This is a genomic window from Glycomyces sp. NPDC021274 (assembly GCF_040641195.1).
Taxonomy (GTDB): domain Bacteria; phylum Actinomycetota; class Actinomycetes; order Mycobacteriales; family Micromonosporaceae; genus Glycomyces.
In genome coordinates, this window is sequence record NZ_JBFADC010000006.1 from 243267 (window position 1) to 257323 (window position 14057).

The following is a 14057-nucleotide window of genomic DNA, read 5'->3' on the forward strand; positions in this document are numbered from 1 at the left end:
CTATGCGTTCCGCAGGAAGTCGTCCAAGACCCGCAATCCGAACCCGAGCCCCTCCACGGGCACCCGCTCGTCGACGCCGTGCGCGAGCCGCCCGTAGCCGAGCTCGGGCGTCTGGCCCAGCGGCGAGAAGCCGTACCCGGCGATGCCGAGCCGTGCGAACTGCTCCGCGTCCGTGCCGCCCGACATGCAGAACGGCACCGGGTGGCCCTCGGGGTCGAATTTCAGGATCGCCGCGCGCATCGCCGCGAAGACCTGCGAGTCGACCGGCGAGCTGAGCGACCCGGACCGGTGCTGGTACTCCCACTGCACGTCGGGACCGCACAGCTCGTCCATCGTGGCCTCGAACTCGGCATCGCCGCCGGGCAGGACCCGGCCGTCCACCTGGGCCACGGCGTGCTCGGGGATGACGTTCACCTTGTACCCCGCCTGCAGCATCGTGGGATTGGCGCTGTTGCGCAGCGTGGATTCCACCAGCTGCGCGGCCGGGCCGAGCTTCGCGACGAGTCCGTCGATGTCGTCGAGATCCGCTTCAACCCCGTAGATCGCCGCGAGCTCGGTGAGCGCGGCCTCCACGGTCGGCGTCAACCGGACCGGCCACCGGTGCGCGCCGATGCGCGCGACCGCACCCGCGAGCTTGCTCACGGCGTTGTCCGGGTTGGTCTTGGAACCGTGGCCCGCCGTGCCGCGGGCGGAGAGCCGCAGCCACGCCGTGCCGCGCTCGCCCGCCGCGATCGGATAGATGCGAAGATCCGGACCGCCGTAGAAGGTGAACCCGCCCGACTCCGAGACGCCCTCGGTGCAGCCCGCGAACAGGCCCGCGTGGGACTCGGCCAGGAAGCGCGAGCCGTATTCGGCGCTGGCCTCCTCGTCGGCGATGAACGCGAGGACGATGGGCCGCCGGGGCCCGATCCCCGCCCGGGCCCAGGACCGCACCGCCGCGAGCATCATGGCGATCATGCTCTTCATGTCGAGCGACCCGCGCCCCCACAGCATCCCGCCCGTCCCGTCGTCTGTGATTTCACCGGAGAACGGGTGGACGCTCCAGTCCGCGGCCTCGGCCGGCACCACGTCGAGATGCCCGTGCACCAGCAGTCCCGGTGCCTCAGGGTCGGTCCCCTCGATCCGGGCGACCACATTGGAGCGGTTCGGTGCCTTCTCCAGGATCTGCGCCTCGACGCCGACCTCTGCGAGCCTGGCGACCACGTACTCGGCGGCCTCCCGCTCGTTCCCGTCGCCGTCCCCGTGATTGGTCGTGTCGATGCGCACCAGCTCGGCGGTGAACCGCACGACCTCCTCGATCGCCTGCGCGTCAACCATATTGCTCCTCCATTGCCGCCGAGGCGATCGTCGTGACGGCCTTGAAGCACCGGATCGACTCGTACATCGAAGGGAGTTCGAAGGCGACCCGGCGCTCGCCGGTCTTCTCGACCCCCGGGATCACGGTGACCGCCCCCGCCAAGTGCTCCGCGTCGAACTCGACCTCGATCCGGTGCGGCTCGACCACCGGCTCGCGCCGCCCGGCCAGCGCCACCGCCTCGGCCGCGCCCTTGCGGACCGCGCGGATCGCCCACTGCGGCGTCCGGCAAGCGGCCGCGTACCGCGAGATGCAGTCCTTCACCGCGATGCCTACGGCCTTGGGCGCGTAGGCATGCGCGTCCTCGATCGTCTTGTCGTCACCAGTCACCATGACCACCGGGACCCCGAACTCGGCCGCGACCGCCGCGTTCAAGCGGCCCTCGCTGGCGCGCACGCCGTCGAGCCACACGCCGGTGATCGTGTTCGCCAGATAGGTGTGGGCGAGCACGCCTTCAAGGCCGGCCCCGGCGTGGTATCCGAGGAACACCACCGCGTCCGCGTCCCGCACACCCTCCATCATGGAGAGATCCTTGTGCCGCCCGCTGATCACGGTGACCGGCCACTCGAACCGCTCGAGCATGAGGTTCCGCATCGACCAGTGCGCGTCGTTCACCACGATCTCCCGCGCCCCGCCGCGGTGCAGGCCCTCCACCGCGGCGTTCACCTCATCGGTGAACAACGGCCGCATCCGTTCCCAGCCGGGACCTCCAGGCAGCACGTCGTCGGGGCAGGTGACGCCCGTGGCGCCCTCCATGTCTGCGCTGATCAGGATCTTCACCCCGCCATCCTCGCACCCTCGTGCAAGTTGCGGTCCAGATGGCACGCGACCAGGTGTGGCTTCGCCTCGGGCCCAAGGACCTTCAAGTCCTCGCCGGTGCACTGGTGCAGCACCGACGCGGCGTTCCCCGAGGCGACCTCCTGACAGCGCGGCCGGAACCGGCACCCGCCCGGGATCCGCGACGCATCGGGCAGCTCCCCGGCCAGCACGATCGGCTCCGCCACGGCCGCCTTGACGGCCGGAGCGGCCGGCAGCACCGACACGAGCGCCCGCGTGTACGGATGCCGCGGCGCCGTGAGCACCCGCTCGACCGGCCCCTGCTCCACGATCCGCCCCAGGTACATGATCGCGATCCGGTCCGCGATGCTCCAGGCCAGACCCAGGTCGTGCGTGATCACCAGCGCCCCGAGGCCCTGCTCCTCCTTCAGCCGCAGCAGCAGCGACAGGATCTCGCCGCGCACCGACGCGTCCAGCGACGCGACCGGCTCGTCGGCGACGAGCAGGCTCGGCTGCAGCACGAGCGCCCCCGCGATCACCACCCGCTGCCGCTGGCCGCCCGAGAGCTCGTGCGGATAGGCGAGGAAGAACTGCTCCGGAGGCCGCAGGCCCGCCAGCGACAGCGCCTCCGCGACCCGGCCGGGCTCGTCGTCGTGGATCTTGTGGATCCGCAGGCCCTCGGCCACCGCGTCGTACACCGTGTGCCGCGGGTTCAGCGCGCCCGTCGGGTCCTGGAGCACCAGCTGCACCTGCCGTCGGTACGCCTTCAGCGCCCGCGTCGAGTACCGCAGCGGCACCCCGTCGAACGCCACCGTCCCGCCCGTGGCCCGCTCCAGCCCGAGCAGCGTGCGCGCCAATGTGGTCTTGCCGCAACCGGACTCGCCCGCGAGCGCCACGATCTCGCCCGGCGCCACGTCGAGGTCCACCCCGTCCACGGCCCGCGCGACCCGCCCGCCCGGCAGCCCGAACTCGACCCGCAGGTTCCGGGCGGTGAGCGTCTTCTCCTCAGCGGACAACGGGCATCCCTTCCTGCGCAACGAAACAAGCACTCACCCGCGGTGCTTCAGCGGCCCCGCCTGCGGAGCCGCGCACAGGCACGGCCAGCAGTTCCGGCGACTCCCCGCCGCACCGATCCACGGCCACCGCGCACCGCGGCCGGAACGAGCAGCCCTCGGGCAGCCGCACCGGATCCGGCGGATCGCCCGCCAGACCACCCGGATTCATCCGCGCGGCCGGGTCCCCGATCACCGGGAACGCCGCGCTCAACGCCGCCGAGTACGGGTGCCGGGCGTCCGCGAACACCTCGTGCGCCGGCCCCTGCTCGACGATCCGCCCCGCGTACATCACCGCCGCCCGGTCGCACACCGCCGACAGCACCGACAGGTCGTGGCTGATCATCATCAGCCCCACGCCCCGCTCGGTCACCAGCGACGAGATCAACTGCAGCACTTGCGCCTGCACCATCACGTCCAGCGCGGTCGTCGCCTCGTCCGCGATCACCAGGTCCGGGTCGCACGCCAGCGCCATCGCGATCATCACGCGCTGCCGCTGCCCGCCCGAAAGCTCATGCGGGTAGCTGCGCGCCCGCGCCGCCGGCAGCCCGACCCGCTCCAGCAGCGCCTCCGCGCGCCTCGCCGCCGCGGCGGGCGTCGTCGTCGCCTCGTGCACCAGGATCGGCTCGGCGATCTGCCTCCCGATGCGCTGCACCGCGTTCAGCGAGTGCATCGCCCCCTGGAACACGATCGAAGCGCCCGTCCACCGCACCGCCCGCAGCCGCCCCCACCCCATCTGGAGCAGGTCTTCACCGTCGAGCAGGATCTCCCCGCTCACCTCGGCGCTCTTGGGCAGCAGCCGCAGCACCGCCATCGCCAGCGTCGACTTCCCGCACCCCGACTCCCCGGCGATGCCCATCGTCCCCCCGGCGTCCACCGTGAGGTCGACGCCCCGCACGGCCGGGAGCCGCCCGCGCGAACCCCGGTAGGCGACCCGCAGGTCCTTGAACTCCAGGAGCACTACGACTCACCCCGCAGCCTCGGATTGAACACGGCCTCCAGTGCCCGGCCGCACATCATGAACGCCAGCACCACCAGCAGGATCGCCAGGCCCGGCGGCAGCAGGTACCACCATGCGTGCGCCGAGACCGCCCCGTTCTCGGAGGCGCGGTTGAGGATCGACCCCCACGACACGACGCCCGGGTCGCCCAGGCCCAGCCACGCGAGCGAGGACTCCATGAGGATCGCCGAGGGCACCAGGAGCGTGGCGCTGGCGAGCACGAGCGGCAGCACGTTGGGGAGGAGGTGCTTCGTCATCTGGTGCCAGTGTCCCGCGCCGAGCGCCTTGGCGCGCTCCAGGTACGGGCGCGACTGGACGGTGAGCGTCTGGGCCCGCACGAGCCGGGTCGTGCCGGGCCAGGAGACGAGGGCGATCACGGTGATGGTGGTGGCCATGCTGCGGCCGAGCACGGCGAGCAGTGCGATGGCGACGACGAGGCTGGGCAGCACCATGAACCAGTCGGAGAGACGCAGGGCGATCCAGCCGTACCAGCCGCCGATGTGGCCGCTCGTGATGCCGACGGCGGTGCCGATGACGATGGCGACGACGGTTGCGGTCAGGCCGATGACGAGCGACAGGCGCGAGCCCCAGAGGGTGAGCGCGAGGATCGAGCGGCCGGTCTCGTCGGTGCCGAGGGGGTATGCGGCGCTCGGCGGGGCCATGCGCCCGCCGGTGGCCTGGGTGACGCTGAGCGCGGACTCGTCGACGAGGACGGGCGCGGCGATCGCGAGGACCACGATGGCGCCCAGGAGGACCAGGCCCCACATGCCGGTCTTCTGGCTGCGGTAGGCGGCCCAGGACCGGGTGAGGGACTGCCGCCGCCGGGCCCATCGCAGGGCGCGCGGGGAGAGCGTGTTCGTTGCCGTCATGACCTGCGGATTCTGGGATCGATGAACCAGTAGAGGATCTCGGCGCACAGCACGGCGAGGATGGTGGAGGAGGAGAACAGCACGAACAGCGCCTGGAGCACGGGCCGGTCCGGGTAGAAGATCGAGTTCACGAACAGCGTTCCGAGGCCGGGCCAGCTGAAGACGGTCTCGGTGACGATGGAGCCGTTGACGACCGAGCCGAGCGCGAGGAACACGAGGGTCACCGTGGGCAGCAGCGCGTTCGGCACGGCGTGCTTCTTGCGCACCTCGTCGTCGCGCAGCCCCTTGGCGCGGGCGGTGGTGAGGTAGTCGCTGCCGATCTCGTCCAGAATGGACGATCGCATGATCATGAGGTACCCGGCGTAGACCACGGCCGTGTAGGTGAGCACGGGCAGCACGAGGTGGTGGCCGATGTCCACGGCCTGCGACCAGAAGTCCGGCGGGGTGCTCGGCGAGCGCATCCCGTTGACCGGGAACAGCCCCAGGTACCGGGCGAAGATGAGGATGACGATCATCCCGAGCCAGAACGTGGGCGCCGAGTAGAGCACCAGCCCGGTGGCGACGTGCCCGCGGTCGAACCGGCTGCCCTGCTTCCAGCCCGAGCGCGTGCCGATCCAGAACCCGAGCAGCACCGCGAGGACCATGCCGGTGCCCGAGAGCAGGAGCGTGGCCGGCAGGCGCTCGACGATGAGGTCGAAGATCGGCCGCCGGTACTGGAACGACTCGCCGAGATCCATGGTGAGCGTGCCGGTGAGGTAGTCGATGAACTGCTGCCACAGGGGCTGGTCGAGGCCGAGTTCGGCCCGCATCGCCGCGCGCTGCTCGGGCGAGACCGGCCGCTCTTTGGTGAGCTGGTCGATCGGGTCGCCGGCGATGAGCCGGAAGATGAAGAACGAGGAGAACAGCACCAGCAGCAGTGACACGGCCGCGCCGCTCACGTGCTTGAGCAGGTACCGCCCGAAGCCGCTGGAGACGCGCCGTTCACCGGGCGCGCGCCCCGCGACAGGGCCTCTTCCAAGAGCGGCCTCGGGCGAGGCCCCGTCCGCGGGTAGTGGACCGTCCGTCATTCGCGCTCGTCGGCCGTCTTCTTGCGCCGCATCACGAGGACCACCGCGATGGCTGCGATGGCGACCGCGCCCGCTGCGACCGCGATCCACACGCCCATGGGCACGCCGCCGCTCTCCTCGGTGCCGGCGGGCTGCGCCGTGGCGTACGCCCACGTGAAGCCCTGCTGGCCGGTGTACATGCCGCCCTCGGCGGGCTGCGAGGTCATGCCCGTGACCCGCTCGTGGTTGTACGCCTCCATGACGTTCTGGTAGTACAGCCAGATCACCGGTGCGTCGGTGTAGAGCATCTCCTGCTGCTGCTTGACGAGCTCCGCGCGCGCCGCCGGGTCGGACTCGACCTTCTGCTGCTCGTGCAGGGCGTCGTACTCGGGGTTGCAGTAGGAGTTCTCGCTCGAGCGCTCCGAGCCGTCCGTGAGGGTCGGCAGCACCGCGCAGGTGTGCATGCCCAGCTGCTCGGTCGGGTTGGGGCCCACGCCCCAGCCGGAGAACGCGATGTCGAACTCGCCGAGGTACGCGAGGTCGTTCAGGGTGCCCTGCTCGATCGCCTGCGCCTCGACCTGGATGCCCAGCTCGGCCCACCACTCGGTCGCGAACTCCACGATGGTGGCGTACGCGGTGTTGTCGGCGTGGTGGTAGAACCGGAAGTTGAGCGGCCTGCCGCCGCCGGGCATGGTCCGGACGCCGTCGTCGCCGCGGGCGTAGCCGGCCTCGTCGAGCAGCCGGTTCGCCTCGGCGAGGTCGAACTGGACCAGGGCATCGCCGCCGTCCCAGTGCCACTGGTCGAAGATCGCGGGGATCAGCGAGGTCGCCGGGGCGCCGCCGCCGGCGAGCACCGTGTCGACGAGGGCCTGCTTGTCGATCGCGGTGTGCAGTGCCTGGCGGACGACCGGGTCCTTGAGCGCGGGGTGGCCGTCGCCGAACTCGGTGCCGTCCTGCGTGACGGTGCCGTGGTTGAGGGTGAGCGAGACGTACCGGCGGCCCTGCACGTTGTTCGTCGTCACGTGCTCCTGCGCCGCCAGCGCGTCGATCTGGGCCGGGTTCAGGCCGCCCTGCATCCCGGACCCGACGATGTCGACCTCGCCCGTCTCGAGCGCGGCGACGGCGGCGTCCGTCTCGAGGTAGTACGTGTAGACGACCTCGTCGAAGCCCGGCGCGCCCTCCCAGTAGTCCTCGTTGGCCTCGAGCCGGATGAACTCGTCCGTCTTGTACTCGGCCACCTGGAACGGGCCGGAGCCGACGAGCGGCAGCTGGTTCGCGTCGTCAGCGGACGGGTCCGGGTACTGCGACCAGATGTGCTCGGGAACGATGTAGACCTCGCGGCTGAGCACCTCGGCGGGCGCGGGCTCGGCCAGCGTGAGCACGAACGTCGACTCGTCGGTCGCCTCGGCGCTCACGAGGTTCTGCGCGAAGTCGATGTTCCAGTCCCGGATCGCCTCGTTCTCGATGAGCAGGCCGTACGTGTAGGCCACGTCGTCCGCCGTGAGCGGCTCGCCGTCGGACCAGGTCGCGCCTTCGCGGATCTGGAACGTCCACGTCAGACCGTCTGCGGACTCCTCCCACTCGGTCGCCAGGCCGGGCGCCGGCTCGTAGTTCTCGGCGCTCATCCGCACGAGCGTCTCGTACGTCATCATGCTGGTCTCGTAGGTGATGACGAACCGCCGCTTGAACGGGTTGAAGGTGTCGACCTCCTGGTTGGTGGCGATGCGGAGGCTGTCGGTGTCGTCCTCCTGGGCGGTGGCGCCGGGCGCGGCCACCGCGAGCGCACCGGCCGAGAGGGCCAGCGCGGCGACGGCGGAGAGGCACCGCCGTGTCAGGGCGTGGGGATTCATGGGGTGCATGTCCTCGCATTCGGTTCCAGGATTCGGGCGCCCCGGCGGGCACGCCACCGGTCCTCGATGTACCGACCAGAATGACGGAACACTTCTTGAGTTGTCAATGAAGTGAAGAAAGTTTTCATTGCGGCAACATGATACGGGCCCCGTCGCGCCGAACCCGCTGAGCGAACCCGAGGTTTCGACTAGATTCATGTCACTACTGAGAGTGATGGGGAGATCGCAGTGTGGCATTGGTCGTCCGACGCGCTCGTCGCACTCCCTGAGATCACCACCTTCCCGGCCCTCGGCCTCGTCGCGTACCTGTCCGCCCTCGGCCCCACGATCCCCTACGCCGTCGGCACCGTCCCGCTCACGACCTCGGGCGCGGCCATCGTCGCCGTGCTCGCGTGAACCGCACCAGAAGACCCGCACTACTGAAAGGCAGTGACATGTCCAAGGTCGACCGCGACGAAGAGAAGCGGCTCGAAGGGCTGAGCCCGTTCGAGCTGAAGAACCTGCTCATCGAACTCGCCGGCGAGAACGAGCGCGCCAACGCGCTCGCGATGGTCAACGCCGGGCGCGGCAACCCGAACTGGACCGCCACCGCCCCGCGCGAGGCGTTCTTCCTCCTCGGCCAGTTCGCGGTCACCGAGACCCGGCGCGACTGGGACGAGTTCGAGGGCCTGGGCGGCATGCCGCAGCCGGGCGGCATCGCCGAACGGCTCGACGCCTACCTCAAGGCCAACGCGAACGCGCCCGGCGCGTCCGCGCTCGCCTCCTACGTGTCCCACGGCGTCGAACGGCTGGGCTTCGATCCGGACGCGTGGGTCGGCGAGCTCGCCGACGCGGTCATCGGCGACCACTACCCGGTGCCCGACCGGATGCTCACCCACATCGAGCAGGTCGTCCACGCCTACCTCGACGCCGAGATGGGCGGCGCGCCCGACGGCGGCTGGGACCTCTACGCGGTCGAGGGCGGCACCGCCGCCATGTGCTACCTCTTCGACTCCGCGCAGGTCAACGGCCTGCTGAACCAGGGCGACCGGATCGCGCTCATGGTCCCGATCTTCACGCCCTACCTGGAGATCCCGCTGCTGGAGCGCTACGCGTTCGACATCGTGGAACTGGAGGCGTCCCGCACCACCGAGGAGGGCCTCCACACCTGGCAGTACCCGGACGAGGAGATCGACAAGCTCAAGGACCCGTCCATCAAGGCGCTGTTCCTCGTCAACCCCTCCAACCCGCCCTCGGTCAAGCTCGCCGAGGCCACACTGGAGCGCATCCGCGACATCGTCGCCAACGACAACCCGGGCCTGACGATCATCACCGACGACGTCTACGGCACCTTCACGAACGGCTTCACCTCGCTCATGTCGAGCCAGGCCGCCAACACCATCGGCGTGTACTCCTTCTCGAAGTACTTCGGCTGCACCGGCTGGCGCCTCGGCGTCATCGCCGTCGCCCGCGAGAACGTGTTCGACCAGCGCATCGCGGCCCTGCCCGCGGAGAAGACCGCGGCGCTCAACGAGCGGTACTCGACGATCACGCTGGAGCCGTGGAAGGTCAAGTTCATCGACCGGATCGTGGCCGACTCCCGGGACGTGGCGCTCAACCACACCGCGGGGCTCTCGACGCCGCAGCAGGTCCAGATGGCGCTGTTCTCCCTGCACTGCCTGACCGACACCGAGGACGCGTACAAGCGCGACTGCCAGGCGATCATCGCCCGCCGCCTCAAGGCCCTCGTCGAGGGCCTCGACGTGCCCTACCCGGCCGACCCGGAGGCCGCGAACTACTACGTCGAGCTCGACCTGCTCAGTTGGGCCCAGCGCAACTGGGGTCCGGAGTTCGCCGACTGGATGCAGGCCAACTTCGAGCCGGTCGACCCGATCTTCCGCCTCGCCGAGGAGGAGTCGGTGGTCCTGCTCAACGGCGGCGGCTTCGACGGCCCGGAGTGGTCGGTGCGGGTGAGCCTGGCGAACCTGCGCATGGACGCCTACAAGCGCATCGGGTCGGCGCTGCGCAAGATCGGCGAGGAGTACCACTCGCAGTTCCAGAACCAGCGGCGTTAGCGGACGGGGAGCGGAAGATGGACTGGATCAAGGAGACGCTCTCGGGCACGCCCGAGATCGCGCTGTTCGTATGTCTCGCACTGGGGTTCGCGCTCGGCAAGGTGCGGGTCTGGAAGATCTCCCTGGGCGGTGTCGCGGGCACGCTCGTGGTGGCGATCCTCCTGGGCATGTTCGCGGACATCGAGCTGAACGACCAGGTCAAGACGATCGCCTTCGCCCTGTTCATCTTCACGCTCGGCTACATCTCGGGGCCGACGTTCTTCGCCAGTCTCAACCGCAAGAGCCTCAAGTACGCCACGTTCACCGGGATCGAGGTCGTCTCGGTCCTGGTGATCACGGCCGCCGCGGTGCTCATCATGAACCTCGACGTGGGCACCGCCGCCGGGCTGCTGGCGGGCGGCGCCACCGAGTCCGCGGCGGTCGGCACGGCGACCGACGCGATCGGCCGCCTCGACCTGCCCGCCGACCAGATCGAGACGCTCCAGAACAATGTGGGCACCGCGTACTCGATCTCCTACATCTGCGGCCTCATCACGATCGTGCTGCTCTCGAGCCAGTTCTTCCCGCTCATCATGCGCATCGACCTGCGCGACGAGGCCGCGAAGCTGTGGAAGCAGCTCGGCGGCGCCGCGGACGAGGACACGGCCGCACCGGCGGCCCCGGCCGTCGTCGGCCGCGAGTACCAGGTCACGGCCGCGGCCGGGCGCACGGTCGCCGAACTCCAGGCCGACCTCGGCGAGGCCACCGTCGAAGAGGTCTTCCGGGACGGCCAGAAAGTGCCGCTCTCACGCGATCTGCAACTCGCCCAAGGGGACCGCGTGCTCGTCGTCGGCCGCCGCGAGGCGCTCGTGGGTTCGGCCGACCGGATCGGGCGGGAGGTCGCGCTCGACGAGTCGATGGCGATGAGCCTCGACCTCGCCGACGTCGTCGTCACCCGCAAGGGCTACAAGGCGACCACGCTGGCCGAGATCCGCCGCGACTTCGCGGACGAGCGCCAGGGCGTCTACCTCCAGAAGATCACCCGCGGCGACCACGAGCTGCCGGTGAAGCCCTCCACGCTGATCCAGCACGGCGACACGGTGCGCCTCTCCGGCTCCGGGCGCGACCTGAGCCGGGTGATCCCGATGGTCGGCTTCCGGCTCGACCCGGCGGTGCGGTTCGACATGGTGTTCATCGCGATCGGGGTGGTCCTCGGCTTCCTCATCGGCATGCTCGTGTGGACCGTGGGGACGATCCCGCTGACGCTCGGCACCGGCGGCGGCTGCCTCCTCGCGGGCCTCCTGTTCGGCTGGATCCGCTCCAAGCGGCCCACGTTCGGCCAGTACGACTCGGGCGCGGCGGACGTCATCAAGACGCTCGGCCTGGCGGTGTTCATCTGCGCCGTGGGGCTCTCCTCGGGCCCGCAGGCGGTCGAGCTCGTCAAGGAGTTCGGCCTGGGCCTGCCGATCGCGGGCGTCGCCATGACCGCGATCCCGGCGTTCGTGTCGTTCTTCGTGGCCTGGAAGCTCATGAAGCTCCCGGCCCCGCTCGTGCTCGGATCGGTGACCGGGCAGCAGTGCTCGACGCCGGGCGTGACGGCCGTGCAGGCAGCCGCGGGCAACGCGACGCCGCTCATGGCCTACACGATCGTCTACGCGTTCTCGAACGTCGTGCTGCCGCTGCTGGGCCCGATCGTCGTGGCCATGGCCCACGCCCTCGGCTAGGGCTCTAGAGCCGCCAGGTCCCGTTGGTGTTCAGCATGATCGAGTACACCGAGTCCGTGGCGGTGATGAACAGGCGGTTGCGCTTGGGCCCGCCGAACACCAGGTTCGACACCGAGGGCTGGGGGACCGGCAGGGTCGCGAGGTGCGTGCCGTCGGGGTGGAAGCAGTGGACGTCCGCCGCGGCGGCCCAGACCCGGCCCTTGACGTCGACGCGCAGGCCGTCGAAGTTCCCGCCCGGGGTCTCGGCGAACACTTCGCCGCCGGTGAGCTTCCCGCCGTTCACGTCGAAGCGCCGGAGGTGGCCCCGGCGCGTGTCGGCGATGTAGAGCACCGATTCGTCGGGGGAGAAGGCGAGCCCGTTGGGCCGCTCGAAGTCGTCCGCGACGCGCTCGACCGCGCCGGAGGGGTCGACCCGGTACACGTGGCAGCCGTCGATCTCGGGCTCGGACCGGTGCCCTTCGTAGTCGCTCGTGATCCCGTAGGGCGGGTCGGTGAACCAGACCGCGCCGTCGCCGGACACCACGACATCGTTGGGGCTGTTGAACCGCTTGCCCTCCCAGCGGTCGGCGACCACGGTGATCGAACCGTCCAGTTCGGTGCGTTCGACGCGACGCGCGCCGTGCGAGCACGACACGAGCCGGCCCTGGCGGTCGAGGGTGTGCCCGTTCGTGTAGCCGGCGGGGGAGCGGAAGACGCTCACGGACCCGTCGGTCTCGTCCCAGCGCATGATCCGGTCGTTCGGGATGTCGCTGAACAGCAGGTACTTCCCGGAGGGCACGTACACCGGGCCCTCGGTCCAGCGCCCGCCGGAGAACAGGCACTCGAGGTAGTCGTCGCCGGCGACGGCGAAGCGCTCGTCCAGTTTTCGGAAACCCACCGGAGCATTGTGCATCGAAACTCCTCGATATAGCCTGTGCGTGTGATCGTGCACAGTTTCGTGACGGTCGCTGGTGCGGCGCGAAGCCGCAGTCACGTTAGCGCAATCCGAGGCCGGCCGGGACGGGCCCGGCCGCCGCTATGAGACGGGAAACGAACATGGGACCGGCACTCCCCAAGAGGCGCTTGCGCGCCGCGATCGCCGCTGCGGCGGTGGCCGTGGTCGGCGCGGGCGCCACCGCGTTCACCGTGGTGACGGCCGAGGCCGCCACCACCGGCTGCGAGGTCGACTACCAGGTCACCGCCGAGTGGCCCGGCGGCTTCAACGCCAATGTGGAGATCACGAACCTCGGCGACACCGCGGTCGACCCGTGGAAGCTCGAATGGGACTTCCCCGGCACGCAGCAGGTGTCGAACGCCTGGAACACCACCGCGACCCAGTCCGGCCGGCACGTGACCGCCGCGGGCGTGGCGCACAACAAGCGGCTCGGCGCCGCCGCGACCGCGAGCTTCGGCTTCACCGGTACCTTCACCGGCGCGAACGCGGTGCCTGCAACGTTCAAGCTCAACGGGATCGCGTGCACCGGCGACACCGGCCCCTCGCCCACGAACCCGCCCACGAACGTGACCGCCTCGCCCACCGAGGTGCCCACGGGCGGCCCCGGCCAGGACGAGTGGAACCCGCCCGCGAACCTGGTCCAGCCCCTCAACGAGGTCTGGGCGCACGTCGAGGACACCTACAACCTCAACTTCCGCAACTTCGGCTGGGACCAGGTGATGGCCACCGGCGGCACCATCAACTACTGCGTCCGCTGGGACTCGCAGAACCCGGTGTCCGTGCAGACCCGCGACGCGATCGAGGCGAAGCTCCAGCAGCAGTACGACCTCTGGTTCGCGCCGATGAAAGGCTGGAGCGAGTGGCCCTTCGAGCGGATCGAAGTGGACGTCGTCGGCTGGGCCGCTTACGACCGCGCCGATCTCCAATGGAACGACAGCTCGGTGGACGTCTACATCGGCGACATCCGCGAGGACGCGCCGCAGTGCTCCGAGGACTGCGGGCGCTTCTTCCACCAGGACGGGAACTACTCCAGGTGCCCGGGCGGCGCGGCGCACCACTACGACCAGAGCCTGTGGCTGACGCAGGGCATGGGCGGCGGCGCGGGCGGCGACTGGGGCCAGCGCATGGGCCAGGAGTACTTCGTGAACTCCCTGAACTCCAGCCAGATCACGATCTACCTGCACGAGCTCGGCCACACGTTCGGCCTGGACGACTTCTACGACTGGTCGCCCACGGGCCAGTGCTGCTTCATCATGAAGGCCGGCTCCTCCGCGACGATCACCACGTTCGACCAGTGGATGCTGCGCGACTGGTGGCGCCACCTCAAGAGCCGCTACGGCTACTAACGCCTCCTAGCGGACTCGACGGCGGCGGGCGATCGGCCCGCCGCCGTCTGCGTGCGCCCCGAACCGTCCGAA

General features: G+C 70.1%; 12 protein-coding genes. 4 read left to right on the top strand and 8 right to left on the bottom strand.

Translation table 11 applies throughout. The features are described 5' to 3' along the window. Genes AB0I03_RS16095 through AB0I03_RS16125 form a run of 7 tightly spaced genes read right to left on the bottom strand, consistent with a single transcriptional unit; the run spans position 1 to position 7948 of the window. The gene (locus AB0I03_RS16095; protein ID WP_360412861.1) at positions 1–1317 is read right to left on the bottom strand and encodes a M20/M25/M40 family metallo-hydrolase; all 1317 of its coding nucleotides are present in this window, start codon (positions 1315–1317) and stop codon (positions 1–3) included. Beyond that, complete coding sequence (locus AB0I03_RS16100) at positions 1310–2134, bottom strand: M55 family metallopeptidase (RefSeq protein WP_360412864.1); 825 nt, start codon at positions 2132–2134, stop codon at positions 1310–1312. Before AB0I03_RS16100 ends, AB0I03_RS16095 begins: the two co-directional genes overlap by 8 nt. After that, on the bottom strand, positions 2131–3147 hold the full coding sequence (locus AB0I03_RS16105; RefSeq protein WP_360412867.1) for an ABC transporter ATP-binding protein: 1017 nt from the start codon (positions 3145–3147) through the stop codon (positions 2131–2133). Before AB0I03_RS16105 ends, AB0I03_RS16100 begins: the two co-directional genes overlap by 4 nt. Beyond that, positions 3137–4144 (bottom strand): ABC transporter ATP-binding protein, encoded by a 1008-nt coding sequence (locus AB0I03_RS16110; protein ID WP_360412870.1) that lies wholly within the window; start codon positions 4142–4144, stop codon positions 3137–3139. Before AB0I03_RS16110 ends, AB0I03_RS16105 begins: the two co-directional genes overlap by 11 nt. Beyond that, on the bottom strand, positions 4144–5052 hold the full coding sequence (locus AB0I03_RS16115) for an ABC transporter permease (protein WP_360412873.1): 909 nt from the start codon (positions 5050–5052) through the stop codon (positions 4144–4146). Before AB0I03_RS16115 ends, AB0I03_RS16110 begins: the two co-directional genes overlap by 1 nt. Continuing rightward, positions 5049–6119 (bottom strand): ABC transporter permease, encoded by a 1071-nt coding sequence (locus AB0I03_RS16120; protein ID WP_360412876.1) that lies wholly within the window; start codon positions 6117–6119, stop codon positions 5049–5051. Before AB0I03_RS16120 ends, AB0I03_RS16115 begins: the two co-directional genes overlap by 4 nt. Next, a complete protein-coding gene (locus AB0I03_RS16125) occupies positions 6116–7948 on the bottom strand; it encodes an ABC transporter substrate-binding protein (RefSeq protein WP_360412879.1) in 1833 nt (610 codons plus the stop codon). The genes AB0I03_RS16120 and AB0I03_RS16125 overlap by 4 nt, the downstream gene beginning before the upstream one ends. 228 nt (positions 7949–8176) lie before the next feature. On the opposite strand from AB0I03_RS16125, the gene AB0I03_RS16130 reads away from it, so the two are divergent. Genes AB0I03_RS16130 through aspT form a run of 3 tightly spaced genes read left to right on the top strand, consistent with a single transcriptional unit; the run spans position 8177 to position 11705 of the window. After that, positions 8177–8344 carry a hypothetical protein gene (locus AB0I03_RS16130; RefSeq protein WP_360412882.1) on the top strand — a complete coding sequence of 56 codons (168 nt, stop codon included), beginning with the start codon at positions 8177–8179 and terminating at the stop codon, positions 8342–8344. A 38-nt stretch (positions 8345–8382) separates the two neighbouring features. Beyond that, a complete protein-coding gene (aspD, locus tag AB0I03_RS16135; RefSeq protein WP_360412885.1) occupies positions 8383–10002 on the top strand; it encodes an aspartate 4-decarboxylase in 1620 nt (539 codons plus the stop codon). A gap of 17 nt (positions 10003–10019) precedes the next feature. Then, positions 10020–11705: an aspartate-alanine antiporter gene (gene aspT, locus AB0I03_RS16140; RefSeq protein WP_360412888.1), complete on the top strand. Its 1686-nt coding sequence runs from the start codon at positions 10020–10022 to the stop codon at positions 11703–11705. Positions 11706–11709: 4 nt separating this feature from the next. On the opposite strand, the gene AB0I03_RS16145 is transcribed toward aspT, so the two are convergent. After that, a complete protein-coding gene (locus tag AB0I03_RS16145) occupies positions 11710–12582 on the bottom strand; it encodes an SMP-30/gluconolactonase/LRE family protein (RefSeq protein WP_360412891.1) in 873 nt (290 codons plus the stop codon). Between the two features lie 158 nt (positions 12583–12740). On the opposite strand from AB0I03_RS16145, the gene AB0I03_RS16150 reads away from it, so the two are divergent. Beyond that, the gene (locus tag AB0I03_RS16150) at positions 12741–13985 is read left to right on the top strand and encodes a cellulose-binding domain-containing protein (RefSeq protein WP_360412894.1); all 1245 of its coding nucleotides are present in this window, start codon (positions 12741–12743) and stop codon (positions 13983–13985) included. The last annotated feature ends 72 nt before the right edge of the window (positions 13986–14057 follow it).

What these genes read in the sequence shown, in the direction of transcription:
- AB0I03_RS16095 (WP_360412861.1), bottom strand. Translation starts at nt 1,317, where the DNA reads ATGGTTGACGCGCAGGCGATCGAGGAGGTCGTGCGGTTCACCGCCGAG.
- AB0I03_RS16115 (WP_360412873.1), bottom strand. Translation starts at nt 5,052, where the DNA reads ATGACGGCAACGAACACGCTCTCCCCGCGCGCCCTGCGATGGGCCCGG.
- AB0I03_RS16120 (WP_360412876.1), bottom strand. Translation starts at nt 6,119, where the DNA reads ATGACGGACGGTCCACTACCCGCGGACGGGGCCTCGCCCGAGGCCGCT.
- AB0I03_RS16125 (WP_360412879.1), bottom strand. Translation starts at nt 7,948, where the DNA reads ATGAATCCCCACGCCCTGACACGGCGGTGCCTCTCCGCCGTCGCCGCG.
- aspD (WP_360412885.1), top strand. Translation starts at nt 8,383, where the DNA reads ATGTCCAAGGTCGACCGCGACGAAGAGAAGCGGCTCGAAGGGCTGAGC.
- aspT (WP_360412888.1), top strand. Translation starts at nt 10,020, where the DNA reads ATGGACTGGATCAAGGAGACGCTCTCGGGCACGCCCGAGATCGCGCTG.
- AB0I03_RS16150 (WP_360412894.1), top strand. Translation starts at nt 12,741, where the DNA reads ATGGGACCGGCACTCCCCAAGAGGCGCTTGCGCGCCGCGATCGCCGCT.